The sequence below is a fragment of the Halolactibacillus miurensis genome, from assembly GCF_900116255.1.
Taxonomy (GTDB): Bacteria; Bacillota; Bacilli; order Bacillales; family Amphibacillaceae; genus Halolactibacillus; species Halolactibacillus miurensis.
Genome location: NZ_FPAI01000013.1, coordinates 50,703 through 72,648 on the forward strand (window position 1 = coordinate 50,703; position 21,946 = coordinate 72,648).

Annotated in this window: 19 protein-coding genes and 1 riboswitch; of the genes, 6 read left to right on the forward strand and 13 right to left on the reverse strand. The window is 38.5% G+C overall.

The features are described from left to right. Positions 1-120: 120 nt before the first annotated feature. The 5 genes from BM390_RS09330 to BM390_RS09350 form a co-directional block, all read right to left on the reverse strand. A complete protein-coding gene (locus BM390_RS09330; RefSeq protein WP_082394455.1) occupies positions 121-1,161 on the reverse strand; it encodes a YihY/virulence factor BrkB family protein in 1,041 nt (346 codons plus the stop codon). A gap of 29 nt (positions 1,162-1,190) precedes the next feature. Further along, on the reverse strand, positions 1,191-1,472 hold the full coding sequence (locus tag BM390_RS09335) for a hypothetical protein (protein ID WP_062321085.1): 282 nt from the start codon (positions 1,470-1,472) through the stop codon (positions 1,191-1,193). A gap of 14 nt (positions 1,473-1,486) precedes the next feature. Further along, positions 1,487-1,951 carry a low molecular weight protein-tyrosine-phosphatase gene (locus BM390_RS09340; protein WP_062321083.1) on the reverse strand — a complete coding sequence of 155 codons (465 nt, stop codon included), beginning with the start codon at positions 1,949-1,951 and terminating at the stop codon, positions 1,487-1,489. A gap of 134 nt (positions 1,952-2,085) precedes the next feature. Continuing rightward, the gene (locus tag BM390_RS09345; protein WP_062321081.1) at positions 2,086-4,233 is read right to left on the reverse strand and encodes an EAL domain-containing protein; all 2,148 of its coding nucleotides are present in this window, start codon (positions 4,231-4,233) and stop codon (positions 2,086-2,088) included. Between the two features lie 330 nt (positions 4,234-4,563). Beyond that, a complete protein-coding gene (locus tag BM390_RS09350) occupies positions 4,564-5,268 on the reverse strand; it encodes a lysophospholipid acyltransferase family protein (RefSeq protein ID WP_089854473.1) in 705 nt (234 codons plus the stop codon). Between the two features lie 333 nt (positions 5,269-5,601). On the opposite strand from BM390_RS09350, the gene BM390_RS09355 reads away from it, so the two are divergent. Further along, positions 5,602-6,660 (forward strand): rod shape-determining protein, encoded by a 1,059-nt coding sequence (locus tag BM390_RS09355; RefSeq protein WP_089854476.1) that lies wholly within the window; start codon positions 5,602-5,604, stop codon positions 6,658-6,660. Between the two features lie 70 nt (positions 6,661-6,730). Here BM390_RS09355 and BM390_RS09360 read toward each other — a convergent pair whose 3' ends face one another. From BM390_RS09360 to BM390_RS09370, 3 genes are all read right to left on the reverse strand, one after another. Continuing rightward, positions 6,731-7,216, reverse strand: coding sequence for a PTS sugar transporter subunit IIA (locus BM390_RS09360; RefSeq protein WP_062321076.1), 486 nt, complete (start codon positions 7,214-7,216; stop codon positions 6,731-6,733). Positions 7,217-7,305: 89 nt separating this feature from the next. Beyond that, on the reverse strand, positions 7,306-7,521 hold the full coding sequence (locus BM390_RS09365) for a YdbC family protein (RefSeq protein WP_062321074.1): 216 nt from the start codon (positions 7,519-7,521) through the stop codon (positions 7,306-7,308). Between the two features lie 13 nt (positions 7,522-7,534). After that, the gene (locus BM390_RS09370; protein WP_062321072.1) at positions 7,535-8,299 is read right to left on the reverse strand and encodes a TIGR01457 family HAD-type hydrolase; all 765 of its coding nucleotides are present in this window, start codon (positions 8,297-8,299) and stop codon (positions 7,535-7,537) included. A gap of 213 nt (positions 8,300-8,512) precedes the next feature. Here BM390_RS09370 and zwf point away from each other — a divergent pair, with 213 nt between their 5' ends. Next, entirely contained in the window at positions 8,513-10,006 is a 1,494-nt protein-coding gene (zwf, locus tag BM390_RS09375; protein ID WP_062321070.1) for a glucose-6-phosphate dehydrogenase, read from the forward strand. A gap of 195 nt (positions 10,007-10,201) precedes the next feature. Here the strand turns inward: zwf and gnd are convergent, their stop codons facing one another. Both gnd and BM390_RS09385 read right to left on the reverse strand, forming a co-directional pair. Next, the gene (gnd, locus tag BM390_RS09380; protein WP_062321067.1) at positions 10,202-11,623 is read right to left on the reverse strand and encodes an NADP-dependent phosphogluconate dehydrogenase; all 1,422 of its coding nucleotides are present in this window, start codon (positions 11,621-11,623) and stop codon (positions 10,202-10,204) included. Positions 11,624-11,809: 186 nt separating this feature from the next. After that, positions 11,810-12,553, reverse strand: coding sequence for a Cof-type HAD-IIB family hydrolase (locus tag BM390_RS09385; protein ID WP_089854479.1), 744 nt, complete (start codon positions 12,551-12,553; stop codon positions 11,810-11,812). A 567-nt stretch (positions 12,554-13,120) separates the two neighbouring features. Continuing rightward, positions 13,121-13,199: riboswitch (glycine riboswitch) on the forward strand. Positions 13,200-13,284: 85 nt separating this feature from the next. On the opposite strand from BM390_RS09385, the gene BM390_RS09390 reads away from it, so the two are divergent. From BM390_RS09390 to BM390_RS09405, 4 genes are all read left to right on the forward strand, one after another. Continuing rightward, positions 13,285-13,557: an ACT domain-containing protein gene (locus BM390_RS09390; RefSeq protein ID WP_062321062.1), complete on the forward strand. Its 273-nt coding sequence runs from the start codon at positions 13,285-13,287 to the stop codon at positions 13,555-13,557. 12 nt (positions 13,558-13,569) lie between these two features. Next, a complete protein-coding gene (locus tag BM390_RS09395) occupies positions 13,570-14,931 on the forward strand; it encodes a PFL family protein (protein ID WP_062321060.1) in 1,362 nt (453 codons plus the stop codon). 536 nt (positions 14,932-15,467) lie between these two features. Beyond that, on the forward strand, positions 15,468-15,980 hold the full coding sequence (locus BM390_RS09400; RefSeq protein ID WP_062321058.1) for a DUF3221 domain-containing protein: 513 nt from the start codon (positions 15,468-15,470) through the stop codon (positions 15,978-15,980). A 216-nt stretch (positions 15,981-16,196) separates the two neighbouring features. Further along, a complete protein-coding gene (locus BM390_RS09405; protein WP_089854482.1) occupies positions 16,197-17,441 on the forward strand; it encodes an L-lactate MFS transporter in 1,245 nt (414 codons plus the stop codon). Between the two features lie 79 nt (positions 17,442-17,520). Here the strand turns inward: BM390_RS09405 and BM390_RS09410 are convergent, their stop codons facing one another. Genes BM390_RS09410 through BM390_RS09420 form a run of 3 tightly spaced genes read right to left on the reverse strand, consistent with a single transcriptional unit; the run spans position 17,521 to position 21,611 of the window. After that, a complete protein-coding gene (locus BM390_RS09410) occupies positions 17,521-19,416 on the reverse strand; it encodes an ABC transporter ATP-binding protein (RefSeq protein ID WP_177220697.1) in 1,896 nt (631 codons plus the stop codon). Continuing rightward, entirely contained in the window at positions 19,409-21,148 is a 1,740-nt protein-coding gene (locus BM390_RS09415) for an ABC transporter ATP-binding protein (protein WP_089854486.1), read from the reverse strand. The genes BM390_RS09410 and BM390_RS09415 overlap by 8 nt, the downstream gene beginning before the upstream one ends. Continuing rightward, a complete protein-coding gene (locus BM390_RS09420) occupies positions 21,141-21,611 on the reverse strand; it encodes a MarR family winged helix-turn-helix transcriptional regulator (protein WP_089854489.1) in 471 nt (156 codons plus the stop codon). The genes BM390_RS09415 and BM390_RS09420 overlap by 8 nt, the downstream gene beginning before the upstream one ends. Between the last annotated feature and the right edge of the window lie 335 nt (positions 21,612-21,946).

Genomic DNA, 21,946 nt, shown 5'->3' on the forward strand with positions numbered 1-21,946 from the left:
ACTCACCTCTAAAAAAGCTGCTACTTATTTTTTTTAGATGATTATTGAGCCTGTGGTTAGAAAAAATATTGACCTCACAAAAGCGATCAATATCTTTTCTCCCTAGTTTATTAGACGATATTATTTATCGTCTTGTTTATTTATAGGTTCATCAACTTCTATTAACTGTTGTTTTTCTCTCTTCATCACCGCTGTTTGATTCGCTGCTGCATTTGTAGTCACAGATGGATCATTTGTTTCTGTCACAATGCTTGTTTTAGTTATTTCATGTTTACTTGAGGGGTGAGATTGATCTTTCTTCTGATGTTTTTTCCGATTCTTTTGACTAGAACGTCCCCGATATTTAGCGGTTAAAGCATTGATTTCTCCACCAGTAATCACGACAATGCCTGTTATATAGAACCAAAACATTAAAATAATGATACCACCAAGACTACCATAGGTAGCTGAGTAATTACCAAAATTATTCACATAAAAGCTAAAACCAAATGAAGCTAATTGAAAGCCAAGCGTCGCAAATAATGCACCGTAAATCGTATCTTTGATATAGACTTTAGCGTTTGGAGCTAAGCGATATAAATATAAGAAAACGATAAAGAATATTGACGAAGAAATGACCCATCTTAACATGTTCCATACATCAATAAATGTCTCTGATGCACCGAAGAAAGAGAAAATATACACCCCGATTGCCCGACCAAACACAGGTAATAGTAACGCGACAAGGATAAGAATCAACATCGATACAAGCAGTAAAATCGCAATCAGACGCCCGACTAAAAATGATCGATTTTCTTCAACATCATAAGCTTTATTTAACGAGCGCATCACCGCATTAATGCCATTCGAAGCAGACCACAGGGTACCAATAATACCAATAGATAACAACCCTCCACCACTTGCATCGACAACTTGATCTAAGTTTGATTCAATCAAGCTCATAGCTTCCCCGGGAATATAGCCACTCAAGTCAGAAATCAGTGATGCGGCATCAATCGGAAAGTAACCAACAAGTGTCACAAGAAAAATTAATAATGGAAAGAGTGAAAGTAAAAAGAAGTAAGCCATTTGCGCAGATAAAGAAGTGACTTCATCTTCGGTAAAGTTTTTAAATAAATCTATCCCGAATTGCTTCATCTTTTTTAAGTGGACATTCTTCATCTTGCCTGCCTCCTTTATATTATTACTTCTTACTCTATTTTTTCTTCAATGCTGTCTAACAGATTTTCTACCTTATCTACAGATTGAACCGTAAGGTCTAAAGCCGTTTCTGATAAATCCATCATCCAAGCAAGTTGTTTATGACATTGATGCATAAGTTCAGCCGGATGTTTCGAATAGTAACGACATTCTGTCATACGTTGGTCAAGCGTTTCTTTACATTCTAATCGGACATTTTTATCTAGTAAACTAATGGCGGCACCTGTTAGTGCTCCTAGTGCGATAAAACCTATCATTTTTTTATTACGCATTTTTCTCACTCCTATTATTTAGATTCTTTTAGTATGTCTGTTAATAATTGATGAGCACCTAACTCAATTAATTCAAATGTTTCATCAAACTTACCCGTATGATACGGATCGGGTACTTCTTCTAAATCCCCATCGACGACATCCATATAATTGAAGACTTTAGCCGTTGGTGCTTGTTCTCTTAAAGTCATCACGTCTTGATAATTTTGATGATCCATCGTGATGATGTAATCAAACGCATCCAAATCGGCATGTTTAATTTGACGCGCTGTCATTCCCTCATAAGAAATACCTGCTTCATCTAACTTATCACGCGTGCCAATATAAGGCGGCTTACCTTCATGCCAATTCCCAATCCCAGCAGAATCAATATCAAATTGATCAGCTAGCCCTTTCTTTTTAACTAAGTCTCTAAAGTAAGCTTCTGCCATCGGTGAACGGCAAATATTACCGAGACAAACAAATAATACCCTTATCATAGTATATACCACCTTTTTTTATAGATTACACTTCATTATAGCTAAAAATACCTTAAGTTAAAAATATTCAACTTTCTAAAAAACAAGTGATCCCTTCATCACGATACTTTGCGGATGAATGATCACTTGTTTTTCTAATAGGCTTTTAATATTCTATTCTCAATGTCTATCGCTTTCACCGGCTTACTGTAGTAGTAACCTTGATAGAAATCGCAGTGCTCTGCTTTTAATAACGTTAGCACGTCTTCATCCTCCACACCTTCTGCGACAACTCTTAAACCAAAATTATGCGCCAATTGAATCATCGCCTTTACAATGGCAGCACTACTTTGTTCTTTAAGGGCACTTCGAACAAACGACTGATCAATTTTCAAATAGTTAATCGGAAATTGTTTTAAATAGCCGAATGAAGAATAGCCTGTGCCAAAATCATCGATGGAAAGAGAAATACCCATACGTCGTAAGCAGTTCATTGTTAAAATACATTCTTCTGTATTCTGCATCACACTATTTTCTGTAATCTCAATTTCTAAAAAGTGCGGGTCCATCTTTGTTTCTGAGAGGATCTTTTTCACTTTTTCAGCAAAGTCGGTTCTTTGTAACTCAATTGCCGACACATTCACGGCGATTCGAATCGGCCGGTAACCTTGTTTCACCCACGTTTGATGTTGATGACACGCTTCTCGAATAACCCATTCGCCAATTTGAGTAATCACGCCTGACTCTTCTGCAAGTGGAATAAACTTTGCTGGTGAGACAGGTCCTTTTTTCGGATGTACCCACCGTATCAGCGCTTCAAGGCCGATGACTTCACCTGTAATAACATTAATTTGCGGCTGATAATAAAGTTCAAATTCATTATTATGCAGGGCCTTTCTAATATCAGCATCCAAAATTAAGTTTTCGTTATAATCCTCCTCCATCGTTTCAGAGAAAAATAGCGTATGATTGCGACCGTTAAGTTTACAATAATGAACGGCAACATTCGCATGTCGCACAAGGTGTTGTTCTGTTGTCGCATCAACTCCAAACCGACTAACACCGATTGAGGCTGAAATAAACATATCCTGACGATGTGATGTTACAGGTTTATTAATCGCTTGAATCATTCGATTCGTCAAATCTTTTAACTTATCTTCATCACCAGTCGTAATAATCGCAAACTCGTCACCACCGTACCGGTAAAGCGTATCTCCATCTGTTAATTCAGCTCGAATTCGGTTAACAACCGCTTGAATGACATCATCCCCTATCACTTCACCAAGGGTGTCATTAATGTTTTTCAATTTATCAATATCACAAATTAACAAGGATAAATCACGTGGTTTGTGACGCAAATAATCTGTCAAATCCTGTTTGAATTTTTCTCTATTCGGTAAATCGGTCAGTAAGTCATAGTAAGTTAATCGATTGGCCTTTTTTTCTGCTTCATCGAGTGATGTCACATCACTCGAGCTCCCCACTACTTCAATGACTTGTCCCTTCTCAACGATTGGGACGAGGGTTGTTAGTAAAGACATCTCTTTATATTGATGTTTAAATCGGACTTCTTCACCTTCAAATGCCCGCTCAAAGTAGGAGGTTAAGATTGGCTCTTGACTAAAGAAAACCTCATGACCTGTCACGATTTGATCAAATGATGGTGACAATTTCCGAATCAATTTCCCTTCAAATAGTCGAAAGCGATAACGGTTCACCGTTTTATCTCTATTTACTCGAAAGGTCAAATTCATCACATGACTTAACACTTTTCGGTAATCATCATCTAACTGCTCTAAAATTGCTTTATCACTCTTTTTCACATCGGTGATATCGGTTCGAAACACAATAAATTGATACGGTTTTTGGTTTTTGTCAAGAATCGGAATAATCGTTGTTCGATACCAAAAAACATCATTGGTTTTTGCGGCTGTGGCTATATCGCCTGTCCATACATCACCTTGTTGAATGGTTTGCCACATATCATTATAAAATTGATCATCATGGACCTTTGCATGTAGCATGCGATAATGGTGATCAATAAGTTCTTCTTGTAAGTAACCCAAGTGTTCAGCAAAATCTTGATCACAATAGGTTAAATAACCTTTTTCATCCAAAAGAATGATATCAAATGTTCGACTCACAATCTTATTCAATTCGTCGGTTGAAAAGACTTTAGTAGAGACATATGTATAAAGGTGTTTTTTTAATTCATCTTCAGCAAGCTGTTGTTCTTTAAATTGTTCAAGTAATTGACTCAATGTTTGTTGCTCTAACATGTCTGTAATAGATGGGTTCGTCATAGCATCACCTTTGGCTCATTGTAATTTATTGGTTATATTGGATTCTTTACCTTTTATCTCTTACTAGTATAACGAATCTTCATATTAAAACCTAGTTGTTATCGTAAAAATAACTTAAAAAACAGTCTTCAACGTCTTCATCCAACGAAATTTAAACGTCTATGTACTTATATCGACATTTAAACCATAATCTTTAGAACGTTTTCATTCATTCTTCATTATTTTACTCACCTAGATTTATAGACTCTACTGAAAAAGCAACCGACAGCAAAGTGAGGTCGATTGCTTTTTACACGTGATTATTTAAATATGTCGATCAAGAATCTATATCTACAAATGACTTTTCACTCGCTCGTAAATAATATCGGCTACTTTCTGTGACTTTAAGTCTTTGTATACGTCTGGCATCAACGGTTCTCCAATCGTTAAAGATACATCTGCTTGTTTCATTTTTCCATCATTAGCTTCAAGCATAAGATATGTCCCATTAATTGTCACCGGCACAATCGGCACTTCTGCTCGAGTACCTAACCTTAAACTACCGGACTTAAACGGCACGATTGGTCCACCTTTTGAGCGGGTACCTTCTGGAAAAATAACCATCGACTGTCCCCTTTTAAGACTGTTCACACCATCTTCTATGACTTTAATCGCCGCACGGCGATTACTTCGATCAATAAAGACACATTGCAATTCTTTCATCCAACTTCGAATAATCGGGATTTTTTTAATTTCTTTTTTCGCAATAAACCCAATCGGGCGTTCCATATAACCGAGTAGTAAAAGAATATCAAACAAGCCTTGGTGATTAGATGCGAATAACACAGGACCTTCCGGAATATTTTCTAATCCCGTTACCGTTACACGTGTTTTTGTTTTCTTAATCACTCGACGAGACACGCTTTGCGGGATAGTATAAATCGCTTGCCCCTTTGGTCCGTAAGGATCATCTGGCATTTTTTGTGCTCGTTTTAATTGCGGTAATGTTTGAATCGTAATAATAATCGCATATAAATATATCCATAGCGTTTTCATTTGTCTTCTCCTTCAATGGTGCTAATTTTTGTCACACTTTTGAGACACACCGTAAAATAATTGTATTTGAACTGTTATCTATTTGTTAAGTACCCGAAAGAATACCTAGGCTTTCACTTAAAAAATAGACTTAATCCTTATTTATTATAATAGATTTTTAATCTTTCGTGAACCTGTAGTTGTGTCTTTGTCGATTTAGGTCTAATGACGTTTGTTGTCAAACGCTTGCCTATGCTAGACTGCAGAAGATAAAAGAATAAGACCGTCTATTGTAACCAATACTAGATAAAGAAGCACGATTGACGGATCAATTCATGATAAAGGGGATTATGTATGTTTCAATCTATTCAGTTAGGCATTGACTTAGGTACCGCCAACACCTTAGTCTATCATAAAAATAAAGGCATGATTTACAATGAACCGACCGTTATTTCTGTCAATCGACAGACAAATAAAATCACAGCAACTGGGCTCGATGCTAAAGCCATGGTCGGAAAAACACCCGCCCATATCGAAACTGTGCGGCCACTAAAAGAAGGCGTCATTGCTGATTTTGATCTGACGAGTCAAATGTTAAAACTCGTTTTATCTAAAGTGCAAAATAATCTTAATCAACGTTTTAGAAAGCCCCGCGTGACCATTTGTGTTCCGTCTGGCAGTACGGCCGTTGAAAAGCGCGCCATTGAAAATGCGATGCATTCGTTTGGTGTCAAATCCGTACAATTAATTGAAGAGCCTGTCGCAGCAGCCATTGGTGCTGGTTTACCTATTACGGCACCGATTAGTAGTACCATTGTTGATATTGGCGGTGGGACAACAGAGGTTGCCGTTATATCTTACGGCGGCGTGGTAACGAGCCGTTCACTAAGGACCGCAGGGGATGATTTAGACGAGGAGATCATTCAGTATGTTAAAAATAAGTACAATCTCATGATTGGTGAACAAACGGCTGAGTATGTTAAACAAACGATTGGCTACGCACCAGGTGAGCATGTAGAGGAATCAATGAGTGTAAGAGGGCGTGACCTCCTTACTGGATTGCCTCAATCTGTCATGTTAACGTCGACAGAAATACAAGCGGCTTTAGTCGATACACTTAATCAGATTGTTTTAATGATTCATCAAACGTTAGAATCGTCACCCCCAGAACTCAGCGGAGACATTGTCGATTTTGGCATCACATTAGTCGGCGGTGGTGCCTTACTTAAAGGGATCGTTCCTTGGCTCGAACAAGCGTTACATGTTCCAATCCATATGGCTGATGACCCACTCTTAGCGGTTGCTAAAGGGACTTTAATGGCGATAAGCGATGCTACGAATAGACCCATATCAAGTAAAGAAGACGAACGCGAAACAGAAGAACATTTAGAAGAAACGAAGATGCAGTCATAAGTTAATAGCTGACATAAAAAAGCGAAGACATACGCTCGTCTTCGCTTTTTTTATACTTTAATTGAACGACTTATAAGTGTACAGTTAAAATTTCTGTCTCACCTTTTACAACTGATTTATTAATATCTTTCTCAATTGATCCAACATCACTTGTGATGACAAGCGGTGTAATCGTTTTTGCTTTCCCAGATACAAAATCTAAGTCAACGGTAATTAATTTATCACCCACATTAACTTTATCACCTTGACTCACATGTGCGGTAAACCCTTCACCATCTAACATTACCGTATCTAAACCAATGTGAATAAGGTACTCTACACCTGCTTTAGATTTGATACCGATCGCATGTTTTGTTGGGAATAAGTTCACGATTTCTCCCCCGATGGGTGCTACGACTTCACCATCTGTTGGTTTAAAAGCAATACCGTCACCCATCATTTTTTCAGAGAAAGTCGGGTCAGGTACTTCTGTTACATCAACCACTTCTCCTGTCATAGGTGATACGAGTACTTCATGATCAATTTTTTCTTCTTTTCCAAATAATTTTTTAAACATACACTTTGTCCTCCTTGTTATATACACTTATATGATTCTATACCCTATTTAAAAAATTTCAAGCATAGTGTTCACATAATTTCTTCTTTCTATTCGATTAATTGTAACGCTTGCTTAAGTTCATCTACTTCTTCTTTAGACAACGTCAGTCCTTTACCCATCTTTTCATGGTTATCTGACCAATCCCGTAAATCATACTTTGGTTCACGATTATTCCATGATACGAGGTTTAATTCATTTTTCCAACCCGATGCATTCTCAGATAATACGGCTATATGTTTAATAATCTCATATGAAATTGCCATGTGACGACCTCCTTTAAAAATCCCACTCCGTTAGCGATTGTATCGTATACGTCGGTTGTTTATCAACCGCTTGTAAATCATCTGATGTTGTCACCCCTGTAAAAACTAATAGAGAATCGACATCTGCATGAATACCGGCTAAAATATCCGTGTAATAATTATCACCAACCATAAGCGTTTCCTCTTTACTTGTTCCTAATACCTCAAGTGCCTGCTCAACCATAATCGGTTCTGGCTTACCGATAAATGTCGGTTTAACTTCTGTTGTTACAGATAAAACGGAAATAATCGATCCTGCTCCTGGTAAAAATCCGCGTTCACTCGGCAACTTAATATCACCATTTGTTGCTATAAATTTAGCTCCGTTACGAATCGCCAGTGCACCTATTGATAATTTTTCATAATTAATATCGCGGTCTAGTCCCATGACAACATAGTCTGGATCTTCATCGGTCAAGATTAATCCTTCTGCTTCTAAGGCCATTATCAACCCTTCTTCACCAATGGGATAAACTCTGGCACCGGGATCTTTTTCACTGACATACTTTGCTGTTGCCATACTCGTTGTTAATACTTGCGCTTCTGTTGCTGGAATAGCCATTGATCGTAATTTTTCTGCCACATCACGCGGATGTTTTGTGGAGTTATTGGTTAAGAATAAGTATGGAATACCCTTTTCATTCAATGCTTTCACAAAGTCTACTGCTGCCGGTATTTTTTCCGTACCATTATAAACCGTCCCATCTAAGTCTATAAGGTAGCCTTTATATGTCTTCATAAAAATCCCCCTGTAAATAATAATTGTAAAACTATTTGTTATTTTCTGAATACATGATAAGATAGAACATAACCATCTTTAAAATTATAACTTTAAACAGAGAGAAATGTAAAATGGTTTATCTAAAGGCTTGAAAGTGGTATGTTAAATATAGAGAGGGCCTACATACGACATTTAAGCATTTATTCTATAAAAGAGAGGTAGTTAAAGCCAATGACACAAGACACACCAAGAGCTATTATTGTAATTTTTGGAGCAACCGGGGATTTAGCTAATCGAAAATTGTACCCTGCTTTGTACCGTCTATATCGGAATAAAAAATTATCCGATCATTTCGCGGTCGTAGGGGTAGCTAGAAGGCCATTAACGCAAGAAGATTTCAGAAACAATGTCAAAGCATCTATCGAAGAGTATCAAGACGATCCGATTGACCATGATGACTTTGCCTCACACTTTCATTACAATCCATTCGATGCTCAACATTTATCAGAGTATCAAAAGCTTGATAAATTTATCACTGAACTTGATCACACCCATCAAGCAGGGGGAAACCGTTTATTCTATATGGCTATGGCACCAAACTTCTTTGGTCCTATCGCTGCTAACTTAAAATCTCAAGGACTCACCGACAACAAGGGTTGGTCACGTCTCGTGATAGAAAAACCATTCGGACATAATTATGAGACAGCCCAAGCACTGAATGATCAAATTGGTCAAGCCTTTGATGAGGATCAAATCTATCGGATTGACCACTATCTAGGTAAACAAATGGTTCAAAATATTGAAATCGTTCGTTTTGCGAATGCGATGTTTGAGCCGCTATGGAATAATCAATACATTGCGAACGTGCAAATCACTTCAAGTGAAGTATTAGGAGTAGAAGAACGGGGACGTTATTATGATGAATCTGGCGCCCTGCGTGACATGATTCAAAACCACTTACTTCAAATGGTGTCTCTTGTTGCGATGGAACCACCCGCAAAAATTCACCCAGACGATATCCGTTATGAAAAAGTAAAAGTATTGCGTAGTCTGCGCCCACTGAATGAAAATAACGTCGAAGACTATTTCGTTCGTGGCCAATATAACAAAGGCACTGTTAATAGTGAAGAAGTCAATGCCTACCGTGAAAGTAACGGTGTTGAACCTGATTCTAATACCGAAACCTTTGTGGCTGGTAAATTTATGATTGACAATTTCCGTTGGGCCGGTGTACCTTTCTACGTTAGAACAGGTAAGCGCATGAAAGAAAAGTGCACAAAAATTGTCGTACAATTCAAAGACTTACCACTTAACTTATATAAAGATAATGAAGGGACCATTAACCCTAATCTTTTAGTCATTCACGTGGCACCAGAAGAAGGTATTACAATGCACTTAAATGCCAAGAAAACCGATTACGGTATGACAAGTAAACCCATCACGATGCACTATGATAAAAGCTTAGAAAACGTTGAAGTTCCAGAAGCTTATGAGCTGTTGATTAATGATTGTTTAAACGGAGATTCAACAAGCTTTGTCCACGCGGATGAAGTGGCTCTCTCTTGGCAATTTATCGATACGATCACTCATCGCTGGGAAAAGACAATAGCTGATTTCCCTAATTACGCCTCGGGCACACAGGGGCCAGACGCATCAGATCAATTATTAAATAAAGATGGTTTCCACTGGTGGGAAACATGTTCACGCGATGGTGAGCAATCATAAGTTAAACGCATGAAAATCTTAAGCAGGCCAATGGCCTGCTTATATTTTGCGTATTTTTAACGAATAGAGGCGTGAAATCACCTTACTTAACCCATTTGATTATCCAAAGATAAAAAGCCGCTGACAAGCGTCTAAACACCCGTCAGCGACTTTTTATCTTTTATTTCATACACATCTTAAATAATGGAGAATATCTTATTTATCCAACCATTCTGTATGGAAGACACCGTCTTTATCTACACGCTCATATGTGTGAGCACCAAAGTAGTCACGTTGCGCTTGAATAAGGTTAGCTGGTAACGTTTCAGTACGGTAACTATCGTAATAAGCTAACGCCCCTGCAAAACCTGGTACCGGAATACCACGTTCCATCGCAACAGCTAATACTTTGCGAAGTGACGACTGATACTTCTCAACGATGTCCTTAAAGTAATCATCTAACATTAGGTTAGCGAGTGCTTTGTCACGGTCGAATGCTTCTTTAATTTTTTGTAAGAATTGCGCACGAATAATACAGCCACCGCGCCAAATCATCGCAATTTCACCATAATCTAAGTTCCATTCATATTCCTCAGAAGCTGTACGCATTTGCGCAAACCCTTGAGCATATGATGTGATTTTACTCATATAAAGCGCTTGACGAATCGCTTCGATTAATTCTTCTTTATCTCCCTCATATGGAAGTGATTCTGCTGAAGGACCTGAAAGAATCTTGCTTGCTTTCACGCGTTCATCTTTAAGCGCTGAAATGAAACGAGCAAAAACAGATTCAGTAATAACGGGAAGTGGCACACCTAAATCAAGCGCACTTTGACTTGTCCATTTACCTGTACCTTTTTGGCCTGCTTTATCTAAGATGACATCCACCATTGGTTTCCCTGTTTCATCATCTTTTTTCGTAAAGATATCTGTCGTAATTTCGATTAAGTATGAATCTAATTCGCCTTGATTCCAATCTTTGAAGACATCGTGTAATTCTTCTGCAGATAGACCAAGAACATTTTTCAGAATAAAGTAAGCTTCTGCGATCAGTTGCATATCACCATACTCAATACCGTTGTGCACCATTTTCACATAGTGTCCCGCACCGTTTGGTCCGATATACGTAACACATGAATCGCCTTCCACTTTAGCTGAGATGGCTTCTAGGATTGGTGCCACATGTTTATAGGCTTCTGCTTGACCACCCGGCATGATTGACGGACCTTTAAGCGCGCCTTCTTCACCACCAGAAACGCCTGTGCCGATAAAGTGAATACCTGATTCGTCAAGTTCTTTGTTACGACGAATCGTATCTTGGAAGAATGTATTACCACCATCGATAATAATATCACCTTCATCAAGTAACGGACGAAGTGTTTCAATCGTTTTATCTGTTGCTGGCCCTGCTTTTACCATCAACATAATTTTACGTGGTTTTTCTAATGAATCCACGAATGCTTCAATTGTTTCTGCACCAAAGAAGTTTTTTCCTTTGGCTTCGTTAGCCATAAAATCTTCTGTTTTTTTGTACGTACGGTTAAAGACAGATACAGAGTATCCGCGACTTTCTACGTTTAAAGCCAAGTTTTTCCCCATTACCGCAAGACCAATGACACCAAATTGTTGTTTTGTCATGTTTTTAGCTCCTTTGTCTATGTGATTCTATTTCTATCATACGTGGATTTTGGCAGTAGCGCAAATTATCCACATAAAACCCCAATGCTACATATACTAAGTTATAACAGATTTACGTCAGATGCAAATGAATTTTTTAAAAATTCATTTTTTTCTCACATCGACTTTTTTCACATCAATTATATGTCAAAAATCACCTGACAACATTTTTTCAATCGCTAGTGCCGCCCCGTCTTCATCAAAGCGTGTTGTCACAAAACGAGCTTTTTCTTTGACTTCAGCTTGAGCATTGCCCATAGCCACACCAAAACCAGCATGTTCAATCATTTTAATATCATTCATACTATCGCCCACGGCCATGACCTGACTAAAATCGAGATGTCTCGATTCAAGTAAATACTCAATCGCTTGACGTTTATGTGTCCCGCGCTTGTTGATTTCAATATTTGTTGGGCTCGAATTGGTCAGCTCTAGCGTTTGAATCGCACTGAAATAACGCGCGGCTTCATCACGTAACTTCTCATCTAAAATATCAAAACCAAACTTGATCCATTCATGTTCTTGATAATTATCAGGTAGTTGACGTTGAAACACCCCTTGGTCACTCACAAGCCAGAAATGGCTATCTAGGCGTTCAAATTGACTGATGATTTTTTCAACATCATCATGCTGAATCGATTGTCTAAGCAATAATTCTCCGCGAGTTGTCCAAACCTCTCCTCCGTTCAACGTAATTAAATGATCGACCTCAAGTGTTTCGGCAATCGATAAACTTGTCGTACGGTGTCGGCCTGTCGCAATAACGACATCAACTTCCTGTTTTTTCGCTTCTTTGACCGCTTCGATTAAACGTGGGGTCACAACTTTCCCACCATGTTCTACAAGTGTCCCGTCTAAGTCTAATGCCACTAATTTTATTTGTTCTGCCATAGATACTTTCCCCCTTAACAATCGTTTCAATCATACCATTTTTTCATGTTCGACACTAGTTAGACACGTTTATATTAATCTGTAGACGTCATATAGATTTAAACTTCCATCAGATGATTTAACTTGTAACTATTGACAGATCCATGATATTATGCGATAATTAGTGTTGGCCGAAAAAAGGCAAGGTAAATGGGCATTATTTTAGATGTTTTGTATACACATCATGACGGTATGATGAACGACACGATTATTGAACGGATTTTATCATGGTTGCAAATTGATAAACAATAATAACGTAACACTTATTCAACTGGATCGACTCAAGAGTCGTAAGAACATAATAGAGGTAGGGATTATGTGTTTAAGTTAGAAGCATTTAAAATGAACTACCGCGGCAATTTGTAGTGAAAAACAAATATTTTTACCTTTTAAAGGGCGATGTCACTTGTGGCATCGCCCTTGTCCAATGTAACAGACAAAAACAACGGTTGACCTTTTCTTAAAATCTTGGTACGATGCTTAGTAATTAAATAAGTCGCAACGATCATTATGGGTGACACTATAGTGGGAGCAACTTCTGGAGAGACCGCTCTAATGGCGGCACCGAAGGATTCACAATCTCAGGTAAAAGGACAGAAGACAATATGAGCTAAATAGCTTGTTGTCTTTAGAGATTGGGGATTGACTCCAATCTTTTTTTATTCAAAAATACAACATATGAGGTGAAAGACATGCAAAAACGCGCAGTAGTCACAGTAGTAGGGAAAGACCAAGTAGGGATTATTTCAAAAGTTACCACCGTATTAGCGGAACATAAAATGAATATTCACGATATTAGCCAAACGATTCTTCAAGATTATTTTACTATGATGATGATTGTTGAAATGGAAAACAAAGACTTATTAGAAGATTTACTTGGAGCATTTGAACAAGTGGAAGATGAGATGAACTTAACGATCAGCGTTCAATTAGAAGACGTCTTCCAAGCAATGCACCGAATTTAAGGAGGAGAAAAAATGGCTATTCATTACTCAGAGATTCAAGAAACCATCCGCATGGTTCAAATGGAAAGTTTAGATATTCGTACCGTTACAATGGGGATTAGTTTACGTAACTGTCAAGATAGTGATTTTGAAAAAGTAAAAACAAACGTCTACGATAAAATTGTCAGTTATGCTGGACAATTAAAGCCAGTAGCAGAACAAGTGGAAAAAGAATATGGGATTCCGATTGTGAATAAACGTATTTCTATCACACCTATTGCTGAAATTTTAGGTGACTTAACCGTTGATCAAGCCGTTGAACTCGCTAAAGTACTCGATCAAGCTGCTGAAAAAACCGGTGTAGATTTTATTGGTGGTTACTCTGCTTTAGTACATAAAGGGATGACAAAGGCAGATCAAACTCTACTTAAATCGATTCCACGGGCTTTAAGCGAAACAAATCGTGTGTGTAGTTCCGTCTCCATTGGAACAACGAGAACAGGTATTAATATGGATGCCGTTGGTCAACTTGGTCATGTCATCAAAGAAACCGCTGAACTGACAAAGGACCAAGATAGTATTGGTTGCGCGAAGTTTGTGGCGTTTTGTAATCCTGTTGAAGATAACCCGTTTATGGCCGGTGCCTTTCATGGTGCGGGTGAAGGTGAAGCCGTTTTAAGTGTCGGTGTCAGCGGACCCGGCGTGGTATTAAATGCGCTTAAACGCTATCCAGAAGCAGATTTAGGTGAAGTGGCTGACGTCATTAAAAAGACTGTTTTTAAAATCACCCGTGCTGGTGAGTTACTTGGTCGTGTCGTTGCTGAGCGCCTCAACGTTCCTTTTGGGATTATGGATTTATCACTTGCTCCTACGAATGCAATGAATGACAGTGTCGCTGAGATTTTAGAAGAAATCGGCCTTGAGAGCGTTGGAACCCATGGAACCATCGCCGCACTTGCCTTAATGAATGATGCTGTTAAAAAAGGGGGCGCGATGGCTAGTTCATACGTCGGCGGCCTAAGTGGTGCCTTCATTCCCGTCAGTGAAGATAACGGCATGATTCGCGGGATTCAAGATGGGTCACTGACCTTAGATAAATTAGAAGCGATGACTTGCGTGTGTTCGGTCGGTCTTGATATGATCGCCTTAAATGGCGACGCACCAGCCGAAACACTCTCAGCTATTATCGCAGATGAGGCTGCCATCGGCATGATTAATAAGAAAACAACTGCGGTTCGAGTGATTCCTGTTGTCGGCAAAAATGAAGGTGACATGGTTGAATTCGGCGGTTTACTTGGTCGGGCACCAATTATCGGTGTCAAACCATTTAGCTCTGAAAAGATGATTAAGCGTGGCGGACGCATACCAGCGCCACTTCAAGCATTGATTAATTAATCACTTACCATTTTCACACAGGAAACATGCACGTTTATATGCCATAAACGCATCTTAAAATACAGTTAGACAATCAAAAAGATCGCTTAGTCAAGATGATACACCCCTTGACTAAGCGGTCTTTTTATTCATAACTTTTTTTCTTATCTAAGATCAGCTACTTGTATCTCAAGCTTTTCGTAAAGAGCACACATAACAGATCTACATTTTAAAAGTCATGTTGAGTAAATGCTAAATCTTCGACGATCTCACTTAAAAAAATCTATTTATAAATAAGCAATTATGTTGACATCTTAACTCGTATTAAACCTCTTTCCATTTTGCCCCAAACAAAGATATTATATTTACCTTTTTTACAGCTAAATAACTATCCCAGACAGATTTGTCGAATTTATAAGAAAATTCACATATTAATGTAACTTATTAGGATGTTGAACCGTCTAATATATGACAGTGTTTAAATGGTCAATTACCCACCACTTAAACTGAAGCGAGGGCTTACAAAAGCCCTAATTTTAAAAAGGGGGATAGTGATTATGAAAAGAAAACAGATCTATATTTCTTTATCAATATTAGGCGTTGTCACGCTATGGTTTCTCATATTTATGAGACAAACACCCCCAGACCTTACCGGGTATGTTATTCAAAAAACACCCCATCGTCTTCTGATACAAGCCGAAAGACCAAAAAATATGCGGCCATACGGTGGTAGAGAACGATACTATGAATTGATATGGGTCAATGAACAGGAAACAAACTATGATGTGGGTGATTATGTTGATGTGTGGTATCACTCCATTAGTCAACACTACCCTCGAGTTGCAAATACCAAAAAGATGAGACGATCATCAAAAGATAAACGGCAAGAGACGTTTCTCACCCGAAAACAAGTTATTCAGAAAGTCTATAAAGGCCATCGTCCCCACCCAGCTGAGATTTTCGTTATCGATCGACTTGTCTATGATGAAAATAAAGCACTATGGCATATCGACTTATATGACGTTTTCTCTGAGCGATGTCAATCATTTACTTTTGATGACCATGTATAAGCGATGCTTGCATTTATAAACAATCTGTCATTCGTCTTTAATTACCAATGTTGGGACTTTTGTCATTTAAAAGTTAAACATTGAGTCATTGCTACTTGTCATCTAACAAAATTCTTAGCTATTCTTCAATTGTTCACAATCTGTTCACTGATTCACATGGGTTTATCTGATATAGTTATAGCCAGTGGATGTGGTTTGATAGCTATGGAGGTTATCATGAAGAAAAATCGTTGGCTTATAGCATTATCTGCTATAGCCATTCATTTATCAATTGGCTCAGTCTATGCCTACAGTGTTTTAAAGTATCCAATCGTTGAAAATCTAGGTTGGAGTGACAGAACCGTTACCGTATCATTTACGATTGCGATTGCTTTACTTGGAACATCTGCGGCGAGTTTCGGAAGGTTTGTTGAAAAATGGGGACCAAGAAAGTCAGCAACGATTGCTGCCTTTTTCTTTGCGAGCGGTCAAGTCATCGCTGGCTTCGGTATGCTTTCATCATCTGTGACCTTGTTTTACTTAGGTTACGGTGTCATTGGTGGCATTGGTTTAGGTCTTGGTTATATTTCGCCAGTTTCAACACTAGTGAAGTGGTTCCCCGACCGACGAGGTCTTGCAACAGGTATGGCTGTTATGGGATTTGGTGCAGGTTCTTTGATTGCTGCCCCAGTTATTACCCAACTAATCAAAGGGGTCGGCTTACACAACATGTTCTTCATTATGGCTGCCGTCTACTTTATCTTAATGATTAGTGGCGCAAGCTATATTGTGAAACCTGTAGAAGGTTATATGCCGAACTTAGCAGCAACGAAAGCTAAGAAGGCCAAAAAAATTACGCCTAGTTTACAGCAATTAAATGCACAAGAAGCCATTCGGACCCCACGTTTTTGGTTGTTATGGATGATGATGTTTATTAACATTTCTACTGGCATTATGCTTATTTCAGCAGCATCACCCCTTGCCCAAACAAAAACGGGTATGACCGCTACAGCTGCGGCAACAATGGTAGGTATTATGGGGTTATTCAACGGTGGTGGACGCCTTGGCTGGTCTGCATTTTCCGATCGCTTAGGACGTAGTAACGTATTCCTGATGTTTTTCGGTGTAGAAGCTATGATCATGCTTCTCTTGCCAAATGTGACGAATGCGTTGTTGCTACAAGTATTAATTTTTATTACTGTTTCGATGTACGGCGGTGGGTTCGCTTTACTACCTGCCTTTATTAGTGATTTATTTGGTACGCGTCAACTTGGTGCCATCCACGGACTACTCTTAACAGCTTGGTCTGCAGCTGGTGTATTTGGTCCGCTACTTGTCGCTTATATAAATGATGCCACTGGTAGCTATAACACCGCCTTTTATATTTTTGCAGGTCTTGTCAGTATCGCTTTTGTTATTTCACTTGTGATGAAACAAAATATTCGGTCGTTTGAGAGGCACTCTATTAATAAAGCAAGCTAAAACTACACATCAAACCACACAGACTTAAAACACCCGTCATTTGCCAAAAGCAAAGAACGGGTGTTTTATTCTGTCCTACTTAACTTAACTCAAACATACCAGCTGAAAGTTGATAATACTTTCCTTTTTGTTCGATTAATTGATCGTGATTACCGCGTTCAATAATTTCACCCTGTTCAAGTACCATGATTGCATCACTTGAACGAACGGTTGATAAACGGTGGGCAATAATAAAGGACGTTTTACCTTCCATTAAACGGTCCATACCTTTTTGAATGAGCGCTTCCGTTCGCGTATCAATCGATGACGTTGCCTCATCTAAAATCAACACAGGTGTTTTGGCAACAGCAGCACGCGCAATTGCGATCAATTGACGTTGACCTTGTGATAAACTGTTACCATCTGATTTTAATGCCGTTTGATAGCCATCTTTTAAGTGTTGAATAAACGTGTCGGCATTCGCTAATTTTGCTGCTTCAATGACTTCTTCATCTGTAGCATCTAAACGGCCGTAACGAATATTTTCCATTACTGTACCAGTAAAGAGGTGGGTATCTTGCAGTACCATCGCAAGTGAACGACGTAAGTCTGGTTTTTTAATGCGGTTGATTTCAATACCGTCTACCGTGATTTTACCACCTGGTACATCATAGAACCTGTTAATTAAGTTGGTAATGGTCGTTTTACCCGCTCCTGTCGAGCCTACAAAGGCGATTTTTTGACCAGGCTTAGCATAAAGAGAAATCCCGTTTAAGACGGTTTTATCTTCCTCGTATCCGAAAACAACATCATGAAAGACAACACTACCTCTGACATGTGTGAGTTTTCCTTGGTCCTTCCAAGCAAATTCACCTGTCCGCTCCGCGACCTCTGTCATGTTACCTTCAGTATCTATAGTAACAGGCACCATCTCAACAGTACCTTCATCAAATTCTGGTTGTTCATCAATCACTTTAAATACCCGCTCCGCTCCAGCAAGTCCTGTTAAGACGGCATTGATTTGCTGGGACACTTGCATAATAGGTTGAGAGAATGTCCGCGTAAATTGTAAGAAAGCAACGACTGTACCGAGCGTTAGAATCTCTTCAATAGCTAACAGCCCCCCAACCATCGCGGTAATAGAATAAAGAATATACGATAAGTTACCCATTATGGGCATTAACACATTCGCAAAAGTATTCGCCGTCGTGGCACTTTGTCTTAAGCCCTCATTCAATGTATCAAACTCTTCATAGACTTTTTCTTGTCGTGAAAAGACTTTAATGACCTTTTGTCCTTCAATCATCTCTTCAATGTAACCATTCACTTGTCCAAGCTCTTGTTGTTGTTTGACAAAGTAATTCGCACTACGTCCACCAATTTCTTTTACCGCAAACAACATAACTCCGAGCATAATCACCACGAGAATCGTCAATTGCCAACTAAAGAAAATCATCATACTGAAGACACCAACAACGGTGATTAATGAGTTAATGACACCTGTAATCGAATTCGATAACACTTGTCTTAACGTATCAATATCGTTCGTAAAGAGACTCATGGAGTCTCCATGGGTATGTGTATCGTAGTACTTCAGCGGTAATTTCTCTAGCTTTTGAAACAAATCGACACGAATTTTGTATAATGTCCGCGTTGAAATCCCAACCATCAAACGGTTAAAAACGTATGTTGACGCTGCGCCAACGAGGTAAATAACAGCCACTGTACCAATCACCATGACGAACTCTTGCATCAGTTCTGCCGTTTGTTCTTCCATTAGTGGCGTTAAATAATTATCAATAATCGTCTGTAAGAATGAAATCCCGATGACGTTACTGAGTGCACTCGTAATAATTGTAAGGAAGACAATCAGGAAAATCCATTTATCTTCTTTCATGTAACTGGCAATCCGTTTTAAAGTCTCTGGTATATTAGATGGTTTTCCCATACCTTTTGGTCCACCACCTGGACCACCCATTGGTCTTGCTTTAGCCATCGATACTCACTCCCTTACTTTGAGATTGATAAATTTCTTGATAAATCTCATTTGATTCCATGAGGTTCTCATGGGTATCAAACCCTTTAACTTCCCCGTCATCTAATACGATAATCCGATCAGCATCAGAAATGGAGCTCACGCGCTGAGCAATAATTAATGTGGTGACATCATCAAAGGTCTCTTTGAATACGGTTCTTATTTTCGCATCTGTCGCCGTATCAACCGCACTTGTTGAATCATCTAAAATCATCACTTTTGGATTTTTCAGTAGCGCTCTCGCAATCGTTAATCGTTGTTTCTGGCCACCAGAAACGTTAACGCCACCTTGACCAAGATCGGTATCATAACCATGAGGGAATGATGTAATGAAGTCATGCGCTTGGGCTGCTTTGGCCGCTGCCTCTACTTCTTCATCTGTCGCATGCTCATTACCCCATTTTAAATTATCCTTAATCGTCCCTGAGAACAAGACATTATTTTGCAGCACCATCGCCACATTATCTCGTAACACATTTAATTTATAATCTTTTACATTATGCCCACCTACGACGACTTCGCCTGATAAGACATCATATAGACGCGGAATCAATTGTACCAGCGTTGTTTTCGAAGAACCCGTTCCACCAATAATTCCAATCGTTTCACCAGAGTTGATTGATAAATTGATCTGATTTAATACGACATTGTCTGGATCATTTGTATAACTAAATGACACATCTTTAAATTCAATCGCCCCATCATGTAACTGAAGGTTCGGATCTGTCCCTTCATCATCAAGCGTTGGTTTTTCTTCTAAACCTTCGATAATACGTGAGAAGGACGCACGGGAAATAATGATCATAATGAAAATCATTGAAATCATCATAAGAGAAATAAGTACTTGCATAATGTACATAATGAAACTAGACATCTGTCCAATATTAAACGTGCCATCGATAACCATATTACCGCCAAACCAAAGAATCGCAACGACACTCGTATAAATGGTCAGCTGCATAATTGGCATGTTTAAAATCACGAGTTTTTCAGCATTTAATTGCGCATCGCGCACTTGTTTAGCATTTTCCAAGAAGCGTGATTCTTCATGATCTTCTCTTACAAAGGCTTTTACGACACGAATATTAACAATAAAGTCTTGAACTTTTTCATTTAATCCATCATATTTTTCAAGCATCGTTAAAAAGCGTGGATGCGCATTTTTACCAATAAAGAAGAGCGTTAAAGATAATACCGGGATTGAAATCAAGAAAATCATGGATAGTCTTGCATTAATCGATACCGCCATAATGGTTGCACCAATTAACATAATCGGTGCCCGAATCGCCATCCGAATAATCATCATAAACGCATTTTGCGTATTAGTTACATCCGTTGTTAAACGTGTGACAAGTGACGCTGTTGAAAACTTATCAACGTTAGCAAATGAATAGCCTTGTATTTTCTCAAATAAACCTGAGCGAATGTTTTTCGCAAACCCCATTCCAGCTTCTGCGGCATATTTACCACTTAAGGCGCCGAAAATAAGGGCGATAATGGCCATTAGGATCATCAGTAACCCCATCTGAATAGTGTAACTCATACCCCCTTCGCCTTGAATACCATAATCGACGATCCTTGCCATTAGAAGCGGAATCATGAGTTCTAATATAACTTCAAACACAACCATAATTGGTGTTAAAATGGTGGCTTTTTTATACTCGCCTAAAAAAGGCAGCAGCTTTTTAATCATCTTTTTTCCTCCCATCAAGCTTACATTTATTGTGTTCTGGTTCTAAATTACTTAATAATTTTTTCAAATGTTCTACAATACTGTCTCGTTCTTCGTGATCAATACCTTGTAAAAGTTTTTGATCGATTGTTTCTTTATACACCTGAAAATCTTCTAATACTCGCATGCTTTGATCAGTTAAAGAAATTAACTTCTGACGTCCATCTGTTTCACTTTTCTTGCGATCAATGAAGCCTTTTTCCTCTAAACGTTTTAGTAAACCTGTGACCGTTGGATTCGTCAAATGAAAATGTTCTTCGATATTTTTCTGATTCACATCTCTTTTGTGATAGTAGGCTCCGCCTAAAAACAATAAAATATCACCTTGAGAAGACGTGAGATTGTGCTGTTCAAAATACTGATTTTTTTCACGTTCAAGCGCAAAGTATACGAAGCGTATGTAAAGAATTAAATCATTTGGCAACGTAGATGAACCTCCTCACAATTACATAGCATGCTATATATTATTGCGGTATTTTTAAAAAATGTCAATCAAAAAACGCGTTCTTTTTTGTGTAAAAACGATGGAATGTCTACAAACGCTAGATTAATTACCTATACTGAGAATGTATAGAGTCCTTCATTTTTTTAATAAGGCATTAACATAATCATAAGAATAAAAAACAACCGTTGCCGATTGTTTTTTATTCTTACTAATATATTCGGTTCTTTGTCAAATGGTGTTGGCGAGAAGTTTTAACCAATAATTTCAAGCTTATATTTCACATGTTTCGGCTCTTTTTATGCAGCTGAAACATG

Bases quoted from the DNA above. Each gene is read 5' to 3' on its own strand.
- BM390_RS09385 (WP_089854479.1), bottom strand. From the start codon at position 12,553: ATGGCAGAACAAATAAAATTAGTGGCATTAGACTTAGACGGGACACTT.
- gnd (WP_062321067.1), bottom strand. From the start codon at position 11,623: ATGACAAAACAACAATTTGGTGTCATTGGTCTTGCGGTAATGGGGAAA.
- BM390_RS09350 (WP_089854473.1), bottom strand. From the start codon at position 5,268: ATGAAAACGCTATGGATATATTTATATGCGATTATTATTACGATTCAA.
- BM390_RS09415 (WP_089854486.1), bottom strand. From the start codon at position 21,148: ATGATTAAAAAGCTGCTGCCTTTTTTAGGCGAGTATAAAAAAGCCACC.
- BM390_RS09360 (WP_062321076.1), bottom strand. From the start codon at position 7,216: ATGTTTAAAAAATTATTTGGAAAAGAAGAAAAAATTGATCATGAAGTA.
- BM390_RS09370 (WP_062321072.1), bottom strand. From the start codon at position 8,299: ATGAAGACATATAAAGGCTACCTTATAGACTTAGATGGGACGGTTTAT.
- BM390_RS09395 (WP_062321060.1), top strand. From the start codon at position 13,570: ATGGCTATTCATTACTCAGAGATTCAAGAAACCATCCGCATGGTTCAA.
- BM390_RS09365 (WP_062321074.1), bottom strand. From the start codon at position 7,521: ATGGCAATTTCATATGAGATTATTAAACATATAGCCGTATTATCTGAG.
- BM390_RS09400 (WP_062321058.1), top strand. From the start codon at position 15,468: ATGAAAAGAAAACAGATCTATATTTCTTTATCAATATTAGGCGTTGTC.
- BM390_RS09390 (WP_062321062.1), top strand. From the start codon at position 13,285: ATGCAAAAACGCGCAGTAGTCACAGTAGTAGGGAAAGACCAAGTAGGG.
- BM390_RS09345 (WP_062321081.1), bottom strand. From the start codon at position 4,233: ATGACGAACCCATCTATTACAGACATGTTAGAGCAACAAACATTGAGT.
- BM390_RS09330 (WP_082394455.1), bottom strand. From the start codon at position 1,161: ATGAAGAATGTCCACTTAAAAAAGATGAAGCAATTCGGGATAGATTTA.
- BM390_RS09340 (WP_062321083.1), bottom strand. From the start codon at position 1,951: ATGATAAGGGTATTATTTGTTTGTCTCGGTAATATTTGCCGTTCACCG.
- BM390_RS09355 (WP_089854476.1), top strand. From the start codon at position 5,602: ATGTTTCAATCTATTCAGTTAGGCATTGACTTAGGTACCGCCAACACC.
- BM390_RS09335 (WP_062321085.1), bottom strand. From the start codon at position 1,472: ATGCGTAATAAAAAAATGATAGGTTTTATCGCACTAGGAGCACTAACA.
- zwf (WP_062321070.1), top strand. From the start codon at position 8,513: ATGACACAAGACACACCAAGAGCTATTATTGTAATTTTTGGAGCAACC.
- BM390_RS09410 (WP_177220697.1), bottom strand. From the start codon at position 19,416: ATGGCTAAAGCAAGACCAATGGGTGGTCCAGGTGGTGGACCAAAAGGT.
- BM390_RS09405 (WP_089854482.1), top strand. From the start codon at position 16,197: ATGAAGAAAAATCGTTGGCTTATAGCATTATCTGCTATAGCCATTCAT.